Origin of the sequence: Oceanobacillus halophilus (assembly GCF_003628505.1) — a bacterium.
Taxonomy (GTDB): Bacteria; Bacillota; Bacilli; order Bacillales; family Amphibacillaceae; genus Oceanobacillus; species Oceanobacillus halophilus.
Genome location: NZ_RBZP01000008.1, coordinates 82019 through 98265 on the forward strand (window position 1 = coordinate 82019; position 16247 = coordinate 98265).

Consider the following 16247-nt stretch of genomic DNA (forward strand, 5'->3'; position numbering starts at 1 on the left):
GCTGGGTAGTATAATTACCAAATTAGGTGGTATCGCGGAACTCATTTCGTCCTATATATATAGGGGGGAATGGGTTTTTTATTATACAAGGAGGTATTGGTATGAATAAAAATATAACTTTTTTAGGGGCAGGGTCTGCGGCAGAAGCCATTCTTTCAGGGATTATTAAAGCAGGAATTGTGGAAAGAAATCGTATCCGTATGACAAATAGGAATAATATAAAAAGGAGGGAATATCTAGAAGAACAGTATCAGATTACTTGTTGCGAGAATAAAGAAAAGGCAGTTCGAGAAGCAGATATCATCATTTTGGCAATGAAACCCTATGACCTTCAAGAGTCTCTAAGTGAAATTAAGTCTTATATAAATAAACAGCAATTACTTATTTCTATTTTGGCTGGGGTATCAACGGAAACGATTATCCGTGAATTGAATGTATCTTTACCAGTTATACGTGCAATGCCTAATACGTCTGCGATGGTAGGTTACTCTGCAACAGCTTTAACCAAAGGCAGACATGCTGATAGAGAACATATGGAGTTAGCAGAGGAGTTATTTGATACCATTGGAACAACTACAATCGTTGATGAAAACGATATGCATATCGTGACCGCTATATCTGGCAGTGGCCCTGCTTATATTTACTATATGGTTGAAGCAATGGAAAGCGCTGCTATAGAAGCGGGACTGGATCAGAAAGTTGCAAAAGAGTTAATTACACATACAGTTATTGGTGCTGGGGAAATGCTACAGAAAACTGGAGAAAGAGCTGATATTTTAAGAAAGAAAATCACTAGTCCTCATGGAACAACAGAAGCAGGAATCAGTGTGTTAGAGAAGAACCATTTTCAAAAAATAATGATGGATTGTGTAAAAAATGCGCAGCAGCGTTCTGAAGAATTAGGAAAAGGATAGTAAAAAGAAAAACTGGATGGACATGATTACTTCGACCCTCCAGTTCGTTACTTTTATTTATTTATGAACCTTGATGCAGGTTTTCTAGACTGTTGTATAAAATGGCCCACTTTCTCTAAGATTGGCTCGATTGTGTTTTCTTTCCTCATTAAGTCATAATCAGAAATATCTATTCGTAATATCGGGCATGCATTGAAATTATTAATCCATTCCTCATAGCGGCGATACATTTCTTCCCAATAACTGATTGGTGTGCTCTTCTCCATGGATCGACCGCGCTCTTCTATTCGGTTTAAAATGGCATCTAGTGATCCCTCTAAATAGATGAGCAAGTCTGGGTGTGGAAAATATGGAGTCATGACCATAGATTCAAAAAGATTGGAATAGGTTTCATAATCTGTCTTGGACATATTGCCATTTTCATAATGCATTTTAGCGAATATACCCGTATCTTCATAAATAGAGCGATCTTGTATGAATCCTCCGCCATATTCAAAAATTTTCTTTTGCTCTTTAAAGCGCTCCGCAAGAAAATATATTTGTAAATGGAAACTCCATCTTTCAAAGTCACGGTAAAAGTCTTCTAAATATGGATTGGTATCTACTTTTTCAAAAGAGGTTTTGAAATTAAGTGCATTAGCTAATGCCTTTGTCATGGTAGATTTACCAACTCCAACAGTACCAGCGATAGTTATCACACTATCATTAGGAATTTGGTATTTTTCTCTGAGATTCATTATTATTCCCCTTTATTATTTCGTCGTTGCCAAATCTTTAAGATGTTTATTTACATTATTTATGATTGTATCCAGGTCACTTTGAAATTGGATAAAGTCCGTTGAATCACCGTCAATTCGAATGATCGGTATTTCTGGATGCAGACTTTCAAATTCATTCATATAATTTTCGTAGTCATAGGATAGTTGTTCTAGATAGGAATGTTTAATATTTTTTTCTATATCTCTTCCACGCAAACGAATGCGATTTAAAATAGTATCAAGGCTCGCATTTAAATAAATCATCATATTGGGAACAGGCATATCAGCTGTTAAGATATGATAGATTTTTTCATACTTTTCAAGCTTATCCTTTTCTAACGTACGTTTGGCAAAAATCATATTCTTTGATATATGGTAATCGGCAATCACCGGTTTATGCTGATTTAAATACTTTTGCTCGATGTCTTCTAATTGTTTAAATCGATTGCATAAGAAGAACATTTCTGTTTGGAAACTCCACGCTTCTATGTCATCATAGAATTTCCCTAGAAAGGGGTTTTCTTCCACAATTTCTTGCAATAAATGAAAATTATAATGGCTGGAAAGTTTCTTAGCAAGAGATGTCTTTCCAATCCCTATGGGTCCTTCTATAGCAATAAAAGGAACATTGGCCATAGCTAGTCCTCCAATCCATTTGGCTTGTTCTTAGAAGACCTGTAGATAGGTTTTATTAACCTTTCTTTTAAAACCTTCTATTTCACAAATAATTATTCTAACATATATCTTGTTTATTTTATACTTTTCTTTTTCTATCATCCTGTTGTATAATTATATCTACTTGGGTTTAAAATATGGCCTCGTAGCTCAGGGGATAGAGCATTGGTTTCCTAAACCAAGTGCCGCAGGTTCGAATCCTGCCGGGGCCGCTTTAATAAGATGAAAGAAAACACACTAAATTAAAAACTTAGTGTGTTTTTTATTTTTTTCAAACTTCCTACTTTAAAATTGTCACATAATGTTCTAAAATAGACATAAGTTACTTAATATTTTAATTATTTTATCTAATTAGTAATGTAATCGATTTCAAATAACTAGGGTGAGGTGAAAAGGATGGATATGAAAGTTGTACCTGTAAGAGAAGGAAATTATAATTTAAAGGATTATGAAAAACTCCGAGAGAACTTTTCATGGGATGATATGAAAAAATATTTCTCATGGGATACAACAGGAAAAGTAAATATGGCTTATGAAGCACTAGATCGTCATGCGGAGGATTCGGAAAAGAAAAATAAAATCGCTTTAATATATTCTGACCCGTACAGGGAGGAAAAAGTAACCTTTAAAGACTTAAGTAAGGCAAGTAATCGATTTGCAAATATACTTAAAGATTATGGAGTGGAAAAAGGGGACCGTGTATTTCTATTTATGCCAAGAAGTCCTGAATTTTACACAGCTTTTTTTGGAATCTTAAAAGTTGCAGCTGTCGCTGGACCACTTTTTGAGGCATTTATGGAGCAAGCGGTTCGTGACCGACTGCAAGACAGTGAAGCAAAAATACTTATTACTACTCCAGAGCTTTTGAAGAGAGTCCCACAAGAAAATTTGCCAAATCTAGAGAAGATAGTAATTGTGGGGGACCATATTGATGATTCTGACAAGTATATAGATTATTACAAAGAGATGGAAGAAGCATCAGATGAATTTGATATAGAGTGGGTTGATTTAGAAGATGGAATGCTCTTACACTATACTTCTGGTTCAACAGGTAAACCAAAAGGCGTTTATCATGTTCATCATGCGATGATTCAGCATTATGCTACGGGTGAATGGGTACTAGACTTAAAAGAAGATGATACTTATTGGTGTACAGCAGACCCAGGATGGGTAACAGGGACAAGCTATGGTATATTTGCTCCGTGGTTACATGGGGTTACCAATGTCGTTCGTGGTGGACGGTTCACCCCGGAAGATTGGTACAACACACTAGAAAAATATGAAGTATCTGTTTGGTATACAGCTCCGACAGCATTGCGTTTGCTCGTTAGTCATGGAGAGGAAAAGGTAAGCAATTATAACTTATCTTCTTTACGTCATATTATGAGTGTTGGAGAACCGTTAAATCCAGAAGTTGTTACATGGGGATTAAAGGCCTTTAATTTACGAATTCATGATACTTGGTGGATGACAGAAACCGGTGCTCAACTTATTGTTAATTTACCTTCACTTGAAATTCGCCCAGGCTCGATGGGGAAACCGATCCCAGGAATAGAAGCTACAATTATTGATAATGAGGGTAATGAACTGCCACCTAATCAAATGGGGAATTTAGCAATCAAAGAAGGTTGGCCTGCTATGATGCGTAAAATATGGAATAATCCTAGTAAGTATGAAAGCTATTTTATGAATGGATGGTACGTGTCGGGGGATAGTGCATATAAAGATGAAGATGGCTATTTCTGGTTCCAAGGACGACTGGATGATGTAATAAATACCTCTGGAGAACGTGTTGGCCCATTTGAAGTGGAAAGTAAATTAATTGAGCATAAAGCAGTTGCTGAAGCAGGGGTAATTGGTAAACCGCATCCTGAGCGGGGTGAAATTATTAAAGCATTTATTACATTGAATGAAGGCTATGAGGAAACTCCAGAACTTTTAGAAGATATCCGTACATTTGTAAAAACAGGCTTAAGTGCGCATGCAGCACCACGTGAAATCGAAGTGAAGGATAGTATTCCAAAAACTCGCAGTGGTAAAATTATGCGTCGCTTATTAAAATCATGGGAACTGGGTTTACCTACAGGAGATACATCCACTTTAGAAAAATAAGTCAAATAGGTTATCATAGAAGGAAAACTTTGGTTCATGCTAAAGATAGCATTTGCCAAAGTTTTTCTTCTTTATACTAGTGAAAATAAAAATTAGCTATTGAATGGGAGAAAACTAGTAGTTATGACAAATAAATACATATATCCAGATACAGCTATTTTTATGAAACCAGGGGATGTACTGTACTCTCACAAAACTGCTAAGTCTTCGTTAATTGTAGGGCATACAGGAATAGTTGGAGAGGATTATAACGTTTATCATGTTAATTGGTGGGGGATGAAAGGACAAAGCGATACGCTGGCAACATACTTAAGCAGGCACAAAGAAGGGGAAAGATTAACTATTTTGAGGGTAAATGATGCAGAAACAGCTAGACATGCAGCGATATGGGCGAAGAAAAATATTAGCAAAGTAAAGCATTATTCTTTTAATCTCCATGTAAATAATATTGAACGTAATTATTGTTCTAAATTTATTTGGCAAGCATTTTATTATGGTAATCAAGGTAATATAGACATTTCCCAGAGAGGGTTACTTAATAATTCTAGGCGGTACATAACACCATTTCGAATTCATAAGTATTTCCATAAAATAGGGTGTTTTCATAAGAATACTGTTGGATCATAATTATGAAAGTCTAAACAAATTGGTTTGTTAAAGTTTTATATATAGGCTCTTTTCGTATAGTTTGTTGCTTCTCGCTTACACTGATGAAAGTTTTGTGCTAGGATTCGCTACGGCAGAATACTTCGCTTTCCGCGGGCACGGCTTCAGCCTCCTCGCGGAAAAAGCGCCGCTGCGGGGTCTTCAGACTCGTGCTTTTCCCGCAGGAGTCTCCGTATTCTGCCTCCGCTAAGATAGATGCAAAAATATTTTTGAGATCATAACTCATCGAAACACGTTTAAGACCGTTATTTTATTCTTGTAAACAACATATCTTTTGTTTATACAAGTAGAGCAGACAACATAGCGTAGGAAATACACGAAGACTCCTTGAAAAAGGAAAACCACTTTTTTCTGCGTGCGATGTAACCCTGCCGAAGCGTTCCTTGTCCTGCGGGAAGAAGAGCATCGGTGAGACTACGTAGTGAGGGAACTACTTGAATAATCTTCCTTGTTCCCTTGCGCCGAGAAAGCCCGCCTCGAAGCATTACTGGAAGACGCAGGCGCACACGCTTTTCAGCACGAAGGAGGCTCACCAGCTCCTCGCGGAAAGCGTAGTGTATTTCCGTAGCGGGTGCTAAACAGTATTCTAAATTAAGGATATCCACAGTCTATGTAAAATGTAAAGTAAAGTCATGTTAAAAAGCAACAATCTTTTTGAAAAGAGCATATATATAATTACACAAACAAAAAATCCGAACTTTTCATTTGTACTGAAGTTCGGATTTTTACTTTGAATGAGACATTATATTCAGCCCATAAATGAATTTTTATTTCGTTATGTCATCTGATGCTGGACCAAATATTTCATAATGGATATCTTCTTCTTTGACACCAAACTTGGTTAGATTTTGATACATGGCTCTCATGAAACCTTTTGGTCCACAGAAATAAAATGCTGCATCCTTTGTTGGAAGTTCTGATTTTAATAAATCATAATCTATATAACCTTCCTTATCACAAGATTCTCCTTCAACAGGACTGTCATAAACGGTTAAGCTTGTAACTTGAGGATGTTCACTTGTAATCTCATTCACACGTTGTTTCATAGCGTGGTATTTACCGGATCTTGCTGCATGAATGTAATAAATCTTACGTTCTGGATTTTCCTTTATTGTCGTTTCTAACATACTCATCATAGGAGTTAAGCCAACGCCTCCACTTATTAATACCAATGGACGCGAGTCGTTAGAATCAAGTACAAACTCTCCACCTGGAGCGCTTATTGGAAGGATATCTCCTTCATTAACATGATTGTGTAAATAAGTAGAGACGATACCTGCGGGACTTTCCCCTATTGCATCTTCCCTTTTTACACTAATACGATAGTACTCTTCGCCTGGAGCACAAGATAAACTATACTGACGTAAGTGGTTGTACGTTTCATCATCCATTTCAGCTTTGACAGTAATATATTGACCAGGTTCAAAATTTGGGAATTCCCCACTATCTGCAGGTTTTAAATAAAAGGATGTAATGACATCGCTTTCCTTTACCTTTTTCACCACTTTAAAATCACGATAGTCTATCCAACCACCGGACTTATTCTGTACTTCTTCATACATTTCTTTTTCCACTGAAATAAATACATCAGCAATTACACCGTATGCATCTGCCCATGCAGAAATAATCTCATCGGTTGCCGCATCACCTAGTACATCTTTAATAGCTGCTAATAAATTTTCTCCAACGATTGGATAATGTTCTGGTTTAATATTTAAACTTCTGTGTTTATGTGCAATTTGTTTTACTACAGGTAAAATAGCTTCTAAGTTATCAATATGTAATGCTGCAGCTAGTACTGTATTTGCAAGAGCCTTTGGTTGTTCCCCTTTACGCTGATTCGTTTGATTAAAGATATTTTTAAGTTCTGGGTGATTTTCAAACATCATTTGATAGAATCGTTTCGTGATTACGGTTCCATATTCTTGTAAAACAGGTACGGTAGATTTTACCGTGTCAATTGTATTTTTGTCTAATTCAACTGTTGCATTGGACATCAATAAAACACTCCATTTCGTACAGATTTTTAAACATGTATTCTGTATACATCTTTATTTTATATAAGTATTAACACTATATCAATAGGAAAAACAATTTGTGTGTTACAATATTGTGAAGGAAAAGCTGAGGTGAGATAATATGCAATTAAAGAAATATACAGATTATGCGCTTAGAGTCCTGATTTTCACTGGAATGAAAAAAGATGGAGAATTAGCTAGTATTAAAGAAATCTCTGAAACCTATCATATTTCGCAACACCATTTAGGAAAAATAGTATACCAGTTAAATAAACTGGAATTATTGGAGACGATAAGAGGAAGAAATGGCGGTATTCGTCTTGCTAAACCTGCAAATGAAATAAATGTAGGATTAGTTGTCCGAGTCTTAGAGAATGACTTCCATCTGCTCGAGTGTTTTGACAAAGGAACGGATCATTGTGTTATATCACCAGCTTGTACATTAAAGCATGTGCTAAATAAAGCATTAAACGCCTTCTTTAAAGTACTGGAGGAATATACATTAAAAGATTTAATTCGAAATGAAGAGGAATTGCTTGAATTAATGGGGATGGAAAAATAAGGCCTTTTTTGCATTTTTGTTGTTTCTCTTTCAACAAAGGAAAATCCAAACTAAATTGTAGCTTGGATTTTCCTTTTACTAAATATAGACTATCGATTCATTTATAACTACGTGTTTAAAAAGCAACAAAATATACGAAAAGTGCTTTGTTTATGTTCCATTCTCAGGATACGGTTATTCTAATTTAGTAACATTAAATTGGTCATCTAATAATAGCCAATTTTGCGGAAATGCCAAACCTAATTTCCAATATCCGATTCCACGTAAGCCAAGTTCTTTAATTAAGTCAAATTTGGCTTGAATCGACCTTGCATCTTCAAACCATACTTCATGTCTATTTCCTTCTGTATCTGTGTAGTAGAAAAAAGGAGCTTGTGCTGTGGTGTCAAACTGTATAGGGACGTTATTTTCCCTAGCTAAAGCTATCGCTTGCTGGGGACTAAGTGCTTTAGCTGCTTCTCCTCCTTCAACAAAAGGCAATGTCCAGTCATAACCATATAAATTTTGACCTAGAATGATCTTGTTTGCTGGAATCTCCGTTAAAGCATATTCGGCAACAACTCGTACCTGATCGACAGGGGACACAGCCATTGCAGGACCATAACTATAACCCCATTCATATGTCATTAGTACAACGAAATCAGAAATCTCCCCATGTGCACGATAGTCATGCCCTTCATATACAACGCCTTCCTGAGTTGCGCTTGTTTTGGGAGCAAGTGCTGTGGACATAATTAAGTTTGCTTGTGATAAACGTTCTTTTGCCTTTCTTAGAAAGGAGTTATAAGCTTCTCTATCTTCTGGTAAAATAAATTCAAAATCAAAATGGACATCTCGGTAGCCACCAGAAGTGGCAGTATTTACAATGGAATCTAATAAGGTATTCTGGACTGCTTGCACCGTTAATATAATATGAGCTAAATCAGAACTGAACTCGCCTTCTTCCAAATTTGTAACTACCAGAGTCAATGAAGCTTCGTTTGATTCGGCTATTTGTCTTAAATTACCTGATGGTGGTGCGGATAATGTCCCATCACGGTTTACTCTAAAACTAAAATGGGCTAAGTAAGTTAAGTAGGGGGTTGTTTTTCTAGCTGCATTTTCTAATGTATCTGAGACCGTATTTCCAAGTGGTTCAATGTAGCCAATCGATGTGATTGGACGTTTAGTAGGTGGAGGCACATACAGCCGTAAGCCTACTGGCAACATGTTGCTTACTGGGAAGTTGTTGATTTGGGCTAATTCTTGATACGATATACCAAACTGACCGGCAATGGAGTATAGGCTATCTCCCGGTTGTACAAAGTAGAATTGACCTACAATGGGAATGACTAAAGCCTGGCCTACCACAAGATTATCCGGAGCGTCTAATTCATTAGCATCAATAATAGCATTAGCGGATGAATTATATGTACTGGCAATCGAAAACAAAGAATCACCTTGTTGAACAACATGAATTTGCAATAAACTTCCTCCTTTAATATTGTGTAATACTAAAATGTATGAAAAGGTTTAAAAGGATATGCATTCTAGAGTATAATCAGTTATTATTACGAAACACAGAACGAACCAATCAAATTAATTAAGAAGAGTTAATCCTCAATAAGGAAATGGTGTGATTGAATGGAAGATGAAAAATTTATGACAGCAGCAATTACGGAAGCAAAAAAGGCTCTTCAACTTAATGAAGTACCTATTGGTGCGGTTATTGTCTATCAAGGTAAAATAATTGCTTCGGGTCATAATCTCCGTGAGACTTCACAAGAGGCATTAACACACGCAGAATTAATAGCTATTGAAGCGGCAAATAAAAAAATTGGTAGTTGGAGACTGGAAGATTGCACACTATATGTCACTTTAGAGCCATGTCCTATGTGTGCTGGTGCGATTGTACAATCTCGAATCCAACGAGTGGTATATGGTGCACCAGATCCAAAAGCAGGTTGTGCAGGGACATTGATGAATTTGCTCGATGAACCAAGATTCAATCACCAAGCAGAGGTAACTGATGGTATTCTTGAACAAGAATGTGCCTCACTGCTAACTGACTTTTTCCGAGAGCTTAGACAAAAGAAAAAGCAAGTAAAATGAAAGATAGAATAGACATAAGATGATTTACTGTATTTACCATTGCAATATTCGATAAAAGTCGCTATAATAAGAACTACCGTGCTAAGCGGGGAGGTAGCGGTGCCCTGTACTCGCAATCCGCTATAGCGAGGCCGAATCCCCATCCGAGGTGGTCGACTGTACGGTCTGCCTTAAGGGATTGGTGTTGACGCTTGGGTCCTGCGCAACAGAAACCCATGAATCCTGTCAGGTCCGGAAGGAAGCAGCAGTAAGTGGTCATTTCTGTGTGCCGCAGGGAAGCCTAGGCTGAGCCATGAACTTAAGTAACGCGTATAGCCGTTCCATCAACGATGGGTGCACGGTATACATATTACAGTTAAAAGTTAGAGATGTTATCTCTAACTTTTTTTAATATAATTATATGCATTTTTTCTTAGGGAAAAGCATTTCAATTTATAAGCGTAACGATGAATTCACTAGTCAAGTCGGCAAGATTTAAGTTTTTCCTTAACAGTTCACAATCACCCCTCAAATCGGGTATAATAAAAATTAGAATGTAGAGGGGAATTTTATACTATGACCTACCAAGCATTATACCGCGTTTGGCGACCAAAAAATTTCAAAGATGTAGCAGGACAATCTCATATTACACGTACTTTGCAAAATGCTATTGTTGGGCAGAAGTTTTCACATGCCTATATATTTTCTGGACCTAGAGGTACCGGGAAGACAAGTGCTGCAAAGATTTTTGCAAAAGCAATCAATTGTGAACACTCACCTGTAAAGGAACCATGTAATGAATGTGCAGCATGCAGAGGCATTCAAGATGGTTCAATTTCTGATGTTATTGAAATAGATGCTGCATCCAATACAAGTGTCGATGACATTCGTGAAATACGGGAAAATGTGAAGTATGCATCGAGTTCTGTTCCTTATAAAGTATATATTATTGATGAAGTGCATATGATTTCCAATAATGCATTTAATGCATTATTAAAAACATTAGAAGAACCACCAAAACATGTTGTCTTTATATTGGCTACAACAGAGCCACATAAAATTCCATTGACCATTCTTTCCAGGTGCCAACGGTTTGATTTCAAACCAATATCAAACCAAGCGATTGTCGATCGTATGAAAACGATTATAGAAGCAGAAAATGTGTCGGTTTCTGAAGAGGCTTTAGAAACGGTAGCATTGGCAGCTGAAGGTGGAATGCGTGACGCCCTAAGTATATTAGATCAAGCTATTTCGTACAGTGAAGATATCGTGGAACTTGAGGATGTATTAGCCGTAACAGGTGGAGTCGCTCAGAATGTTCTTACAGAGATAGTAACAGCAATGTACAATAAGGACGTGCAGGAATCCTTACAACTACTGGATAAAATTATCCATAATGGAAAAGATCCAGGACGCTTTGTTTATGATTTAATTTATTTTATGCGTGATTTATTACTATACAAAAGTGCCCCTTCACTAGAAGGACTGTTAGAAAGAGCTAGAGCAGACGATGAATTTCAATCGATTGCAAAAAAGGTTTCCAATGATTGGATTCAGGAAGCAATCATGCAGTTAAATCAATGTCAACAGGAAATTAAATGGACAAACAGTCCAAAAGTTTTTATAGAGATAACACTCTTAACTATAACAAATCGCTATAATGATAAAGAACAACCAACTACGACATCGGTAGACCAAGATGCTGTCATCCAATTAAATCAAAAGATAGCAAATTTAGAAAAACAAATTGCGACTGTACAGCAAAGTTCAGTAAGTCCAACAGTAAATCAATCAGTCGCTAAAGAAAAAAGACGTCCTGCAAGATCAGGAAAAAATAGTTATAAAATTCCTTATGAGCGAATTCGTGAAGTTCTTAAAGAAGCAGAAAAGTCTGCATTGAAACAAGTTCAATCAGGATGGGCGAATTTCTTAAGTAAGCTAAAGACAATGAATGCCCCAGCACATGCGACAATACAGGACAGTAAACCAGCAGCGGCTTCTGAACAAGCACTTGTAGTTGCCTTTAAGTATGAAATTCATTGCTCTTTATTTATGGACCATAAGGATACAGTAGAGTCTGTTTTGACTAGTGTATTGGGTAAACAATTGACAATTATCCCAATTCCAGAAAATGAATGGAAAGAATTACGAGAAGAATTCATTCAAAAACAGGAGAAAACAAGTCCCGATAAATCAATAAATCAGCCAGACCCTGTCGTAGATGAAGCTAAAAAGCTTTTTGGTGATGACTTAATTGAAATACATGAGTAAAATAAAGTATATATTTTGAAAAGATATGTACAGAATTTTCCTCGAATGAAAAACAAACATTTAACTGAGATTAAGAAGGAGGTATTTCCATGAAGGGAAATATGAACAATATGATGAAGCAGATGCAGAAGATGCAAAAGAAAATGATGAAGGCGCAGGATGAACTGCATGAAATGACCTTTGAAGCATCTGCTGGTGGTGGAATGGTTACTATTACGGCAAATGGCAAAAAGGAAATTACGGATGTGCAAATTAAAGAAGAGGTAGTAGATCCAGATGATATTGATATGCTACAGGATTTAATTCTTGCTGCTACAAACGATGTACTTAAACAAATCGATGACAAAACAAATTCAACGATGGGACAATTCACGAAAGGCCTAAATATGCCTGGAATGTTCTAATCTAGGAGGCACATCATGTATTATCCTGAACCAATTACAAAACTGATCGACAGTTTTACTAAATTGCCAGGTATAGGGCCGAAGACAGCAGTCCGCCTGGCTTTTTTTGTCATAAATATGCAAGATGATGACGTTATGGATTTTGCAAATTCGCTGGTAAGTGCTAAACGTGAATTAACACACTGTACTGTATGTGGCCATATTACAGACCGGGACCCTTGTGCCATTTGTTCGGATACATCTCGCGATAATTCAATTATCTGTGTCGTGCAAGATCCAAAAGATGTCATTGCAATGGAAAAAATGAAGGAATTTCGTGGGAAATATCATGTTCTTCATGGTGCAATCTCCCCTATGGACGGCATTGGCCCGGAAGACATCAATGTTCCTGATCTTATCAAACGCTTGAAAGATGAAGAAGTGGAAGAACTTATTCTTGCAACTAACCCTAATATAGAAGGTGAAGCAACAGCGATGTATATTTCTCGTTTGGTAAAGCCCTCAGGTATTCGTACTACCCGTATTGCGCATGGTTTACCTGTTGGTGGCGACCTGGAATATGCAGATGAAGTAACTTTATCAAAAGCATTGGAAGGTAGAAGAGATTTATAGCATATTTCTAGAAATTAGGTGAATTTCATGGGCAAGAAAAGGAATAAGAAAGAAGTCGATAACGAGTTACTTGAAACTATATATAAGCTGGAAGGTGAATGGAGACAAATCCGGTCTATTATGGAACACAGTATAGACCCTACTCCAAGCGGAAGACTTCAGGAGTCACTTGCTCAAGCAAAATATATCTTTTTATTAAGAGAAGCTAGGTATCGTAATCTTAGTGCGCTTAAATAAAATAGTAGATTGATAGAATACAAGAGTTAGCTGTTGATAGGAAGTAAAATTCCTGTCTTTTTTTTGTTCTTTTTTTTATTTTAACTACATAAATAATAGGGAGAGGATAAAAAGAGGGGTTGGTTTCTTTGAGTTCAACACTTATCATTACGATTATGGTTTCATTAATTATCATTCTTTTACTTGTAGGTGCCCCAATAAAACCAATGCGTTTTATTGGACAAGCGACCATTAAGTTAGGGATTGGAATTCTATTTTTATTCTTTTTAAATGTTTTTGGTGGAGCATTCGGGTTGCATATTCCTATTAATCTCTTTACAGCAGTAATCGCAGGATTCTTAGGATTATTCGGTGTTGCATCACTAACAGCTATTCATTTGTTTATTCTTTAGGGTACGAATGGGCAGATATCAACAACTCTAAACTCCTGCGTTCCATCTTTAACATTCGACATACATCATGTTGCAGGAAATAAAAAGCATGGATTTTATAACTGTATGGCTATTCCTCTATAGTTTCTATGATGGAATTAAAGTTTCAAAGTTTCCTTGTATACTTTCCGTTAGATTAGGAGATACTATTTTCTAACGGGAGGTGGGAAGATGGAACAAGCAAAATTTAAGGAACAGTGTGGTATTTGTGACGAAGAGAAGGAAACAGGCATTCATTTATACAATATGTTTATTTGCTCTGAGTGTGAACATAATATTATTCATACGGAGCCAAGAGAAGAAAAGTATAATTACTATCTTCAAAAACTTAAAAATGTTAATAAACCGAAATTATATTCTTAATCTAAGTCTTTGCTTGCAAAGGCTTTTTTTCTTGCTTAGTATAACCATCATAGAGTCAGAAGAAGTAGGAATGGAGATATAGTATGAATCAAACGAATACCCCACTATTTTCTAAGTTACAACAGTTTACTATGAAAGACCCCGTGTCATTTCATGTTCCAGGACATAAGAATGGACAAGTATTTTCAGAAGAAGGCGTAGATTTTTATAAGCAAATGTTGAGATTAGATCTAACGGAACTTTCGGGATTAGATGACTTGCATGCACCGTCTGGAGTAATACAAGAAGCGGAACAACTGGCAGCTGAATTTTTCAAAGCAGAGAAAACATTTTTTTTGGTAGGTGGGAGTACAGTTGGTAATTTGGCGATGGTCTTAGCAACTTGTCATAGTGGAGATAAGGTTATTGTACAGCGTAATTGTCATAAATCTATTATGAATGCTTTAGAATTAAGTGGAGCACATCCAATTTTTATTGCACCTGAATATGATTCTAATGTTGATAGATATACAAGCATCGGTTTTACAACATTGACTCATTCACTGGAAAGATATCCAGATGCTAAAGCGGTTGTACTTACCTATCCTGATTATTTTGGAAGGACTTATGAAATAAAAAGAATGATAGAATTAACACATGAATATGGCATACCAGTTCTAGTTGATGAGGCACATGGGGTACACTTTTCTTTAGATAATGGGTTTCCAACCTCAGCACTTCAACTTGGAGCGGATGTTGTCGTTCAATCAGCTCATAAAATGGCGCCTGCCATGACTCAAGGTTCTTATTTACATATTAAGTCAAGGTTTATTCTGAAGGAAAGAGTTGCCCATTATTTACAGATGTTACAGTCTAGCAGTCCATCTTATCCATTAATGGCTTCTTTAGACTTAGCAAGAGCATTTTTAGCAGCAATTACTCCGCGTGATATGAGGAAGATAAAGCAAAGTGTGGAGTGCGTGAGGGGAATGCTTAATAAGAGTGACTTATGGGATGTATTGCCATTGACAGAATATGATGACTTTTTAAAAATAACGTTACACGTGAAACAAAGATATTCAATTCAGAAAGTGGTAAATTTATTAGAAACAGAAAATATATTTCCGGAACTTCATACGAATAATCAAATCCTCCTTATACACGGATTAGCGCCATTCAACAGCACTGAACGTCTTGAAAAAGCAATAAAAAGGATCAACGAACAATTAAAAAATGATAGAAACCATGCTACAATAGATATAACAAAGCTATTTACTGAAAAAATTCAGGAATTAGCTTTATCTTATCAAGTTATGAATCAACTAACATATATAGAAGCACCAATTGAAAAAGGCATTGGAAATATAGCAGCAGAGGCAATCATTCCATATCCACCAGGTATTCCTCTAATCCTTAAAGGAGAAAGGATTACAGAGAAAAACGTAAGGATATTGAAACATCTGCTAAAACAAGGTGTACGAATACAGCAACGAATTCAAAATATAAAGATATACACCAATGAACAAAGGAGCACATTCTAAGTGAACGGACATTTTATTACATTTGAAGGTGGAGAAGGTGCGGGTAAAACAACGATCCTGCATAACATCCATCTTAAGTTGGAATCATTAGGTTATAATGTTCTATCTACAAGAGAACCAGGTGGAATAGATATTGCCGAACAGATAAGACAAATCATTCTTGATACATCAAATACTAAAATGGAAGAACGTACAGAAGCATTATTATATGCGGCTGCTCGTAGACAGCATTTAGTTGAGAAGGTAATTCCAGCTCTAGAAGAGGGAAAAGTTATTTTGTGTGATCGCTTTATAGATAGCAGTTTGGCCTATCAGGGTTATGCAAGAGGGCTTGGAATGGATGAAGTATTGACGGTAAACCAATTTGCTATTAAGGATAAGATGCCAGATTTAACACTTTTCTTCGATATCGAGCCAAAAAAGGGTTTAGCGCGTATTGCATCGAATAAAAGTAGAGAGAAGAATCGTTTAGATTTGGAAACACTTGTTTTTCATGAAAAGGTTTATAAGGGGTATCAAATCCTTACTGAAAAATTCCCAGACCGTATTCGTCCCATCAATGCTGACCAATCATTAGAACGTGTTGAAAAAGAAGCATTGATCAGTATCTTAAAACATCTACAAAATTAGGTGA

At 36.4% G+C, this 16247-nt stretch carries 17 protein-coding genes, 1 tRNA gene, 1 other RNA gene and 1 other annotated feature (1 of these 20 cut by a window edge); of the genes, 15 read left to right on the forward strand and 4 right to left on the reverse strand.

Annotated elements, in window-relative coordinates:
• Nucleotides 1-57: a binding site (T-box leader), on the forward strand; it begins 153 nt to the left of the window's first position.
• A gap of 44 nt (nt 58-101) precedes the next feature.
• Nucleotides 102-914: a pyrroline-5-carboxylate reductase gene (proC, locus tag D8M06_RS11385; protein ID WP_121204527.1), complete on the forward strand. Its 813-nt coding sequence runs from the start codon at nt 102-104 to the stop codon at nt 912-914.
• Nucleotides 915-967: 53 nt separating this feature from the next.
• Here the strand turns inward: proC and D8M06_RS11390 are convergent, their stop codons facing one another.
• A complete protein-coding gene (locus D8M06_RS11390) occupies nt 968-1651 on the reverse strand; it encodes a deoxynucleoside kinase (protein WP_121204528.1) in 684 nt (227 codons plus the stop codon).
• A gap of 15 nt (nt 1652-1666) precedes the next feature.
• On the reverse strand, nt 1667-2308 hold the full coding sequence (locus tag D8M06_RS11395; protein WP_121204529.1) for a deoxynucleoside kinase: 642 nt from the start codon (nt 2306-2308) through the stop codon (nt 1667-1669).
• A 178-nt stretch (nt 2309-2486) separates the two neighbouring features.
• Between D8M06_RS11395 and D8M06_RS11400 the strand changes: the two genes are divergently transcribed.
• From D8M06_RS11400 to D8M06_RS11410, 3 genes are all read left to right on the forward strand, one after another.
• Nucleotides 2487-2559, forward strand: a tRNA-Arg gene (locus tag D8M06_RS11400).
• A gap of 184 nt (nt 2560-2743) precedes the next feature.
• A complete protein-coding gene (gene acsA, locus D8M06_RS11405) occupies nt 2744-4459 on the forward strand; it encodes an acetate--CoA ligase (RefSeq protein ID WP_121204530.1) in 1716 nt (571 codons plus the stop codon).
• Between the two features lie 123 nt (nt 4460-4582).
• Nucleotides 4583-5086: a YiiX/YebB-like N1pC/P60 family cysteine hydrolase gene (locus D8M06_RS11410; protein ID WP_121204531.1), complete on the forward strand. Its 504-nt coding sequence runs from the start codon at nt 4583-4585 to the stop codon at nt 5084-5086.
• A gap of 806 nt (nt 5087-5892) precedes the next feature.
• On the opposite strand, the gene hmpA is transcribed toward D8M06_RS11410, so the two are convergent.
• The gene (hmpA, locus tag D8M06_RS11415) at nt 5893-7122 is read right to left on the reverse strand and encodes an NO-inducible flavohemoprotein (protein WP_121204532.1); all 1230 of its coding nucleotides are present in this window, start codon (nt 7120-7122) and stop codon (nt 5893-5895) included.
• Between the two features lie 142 nt (nt 7123-7264).
• On the opposite strand from hmpA, the gene D8M06_RS11420 reads away from it, so the two are divergent.
• Entirely contained in the window at nt 7265-7705 is a 441-nt protein-coding gene (locus D8M06_RS11420) for an Rrf2 family transcriptional regulator (RefSeq protein ID WP_121204533.1), read from the forward strand.
• A gap of 174 nt (nt 7706-7879) precedes the next feature.
• Here D8M06_RS11420 and D8M06_RS11425 read toward each other — a convergent pair whose 3' ends face one another.
• Nucleotides 7880-9169: a glycoside hydrolase family 18 protein gene (locus D8M06_RS11425; RefSeq protein ID WP_121204534.1), complete on the reverse strand. Its 1290-nt coding sequence runs from the start codon at nt 9167-9169 to the stop codon at nt 7880-7882.
• Nucleotides 9170-9328: 159 nt separating this feature from the next.
• Here D8M06_RS11425 and tadA point away from each other — a divergent pair, with 159 nt between their 5' ends.
• From tadA to tmk, 10 genes are all read left to right on the forward strand, one after another.
• The gene (tadA, locus tag D8M06_RS11430; RefSeq protein ID WP_121204535.1) at nt 9329-9796 is read left to right on the forward strand and encodes a tRNA adenosine(34) deaminase TadA; all 468 of its coding nucleotides are present in this window, start codon (nt 9329-9331) and stop codon (nt 9794-9796) included.
• A 76-nt stretch (nt 9797-9872) separates the two neighbouring features.
• An RNA gene (ffs, locus tag D8M06_RS11435) (signal recognition particle sRNA large type) lies at nt 9873-10137 on the forward strand.
• Between the two features lie 214 nt (nt 10138-10351).
• A complete protein-coding gene (dnaX, locus tag D8M06_RS11440) occupies nt 10352-12046 on the forward strand; it encodes a DNA polymerase III subunit gamma/tau (RefSeq protein WP_121204536.1) in 1695 nt (564 codons plus the stop codon).
• 89 nt (nt 12047-12135) lie between these two features.
• A complete protein-coding gene (locus D8M06_RS11445; RefSeq protein WP_121204537.1) occupies nt 12136-12450 on the forward strand; it encodes a YbaB/EbfC family nucleoid-associated protein in 315 nt (104 codons plus the stop codon).
• A gap of 15 nt (nt 12451-12465) precedes the next feature.
• Entirely contained in the window at nt 12466-13062 is a 597-nt protein-coding gene (gene recR, locus D8M06_RS11450) for a recombination mediator RecR (RefSeq protein ID WP_121204538.1), read from the forward strand.
• Nucleotides 13063-13089: 27 nt separating this feature from the next.
• A complete protein-coding gene (locus D8M06_RS11455; protein ID WP_121204539.1) occupies nt 13090-13299 on the forward strand; it encodes a YaaL family protein in 210 nt (69 codons plus the stop codon).
• Nucleotides 13300-13427: 128 nt separating this feature from the next.
• On the forward strand, nt 13428-13691 hold the full coding sequence (locus tag D8M06_RS11460; RefSeq protein ID WP_121204540.1) for a pro-sigmaK processing inhibitor BofA family protein: 264 nt from the start codon (nt 13428-13430) through the stop codon (nt 13689-13691).
• A 210-nt stretch (nt 13692-13901) separates the two neighbouring features.
• Nucleotides 13902-14093, forward strand: a complete 192-nt coding sequence (locus tag D8M06_RS11465; RefSeq protein WP_121204541.1) for a sigma factor G inhibitor Gin — start codon at nt 13902-13904, stop codon at nt 14091-14093.
• Between the two features lie 83 nt (nt 14094-14176).
• Nucleotides 14177-15613, forward strand: a complete 1437-nt coding sequence (locus D8M06_RS11470) for an aminotransferase class I/II-fold pyridoxal phosphate-dependent enzyme (protein ID WP_121204542.1) — start codon at nt 14177-14179, stop codon at nt 15611-15613.
• Complete coding sequence (gene tmk, locus D8M06_RS11475; RefSeq protein ID WP_121204543.1) at nt 15614-16243, forward strand: dTMP kinase; 630 nt, start codon at nt 15614-15616, stop codon at nt 16241-16243.
• Nucleotides 16244-16247 lie beyond the last annotated feature (4 nt).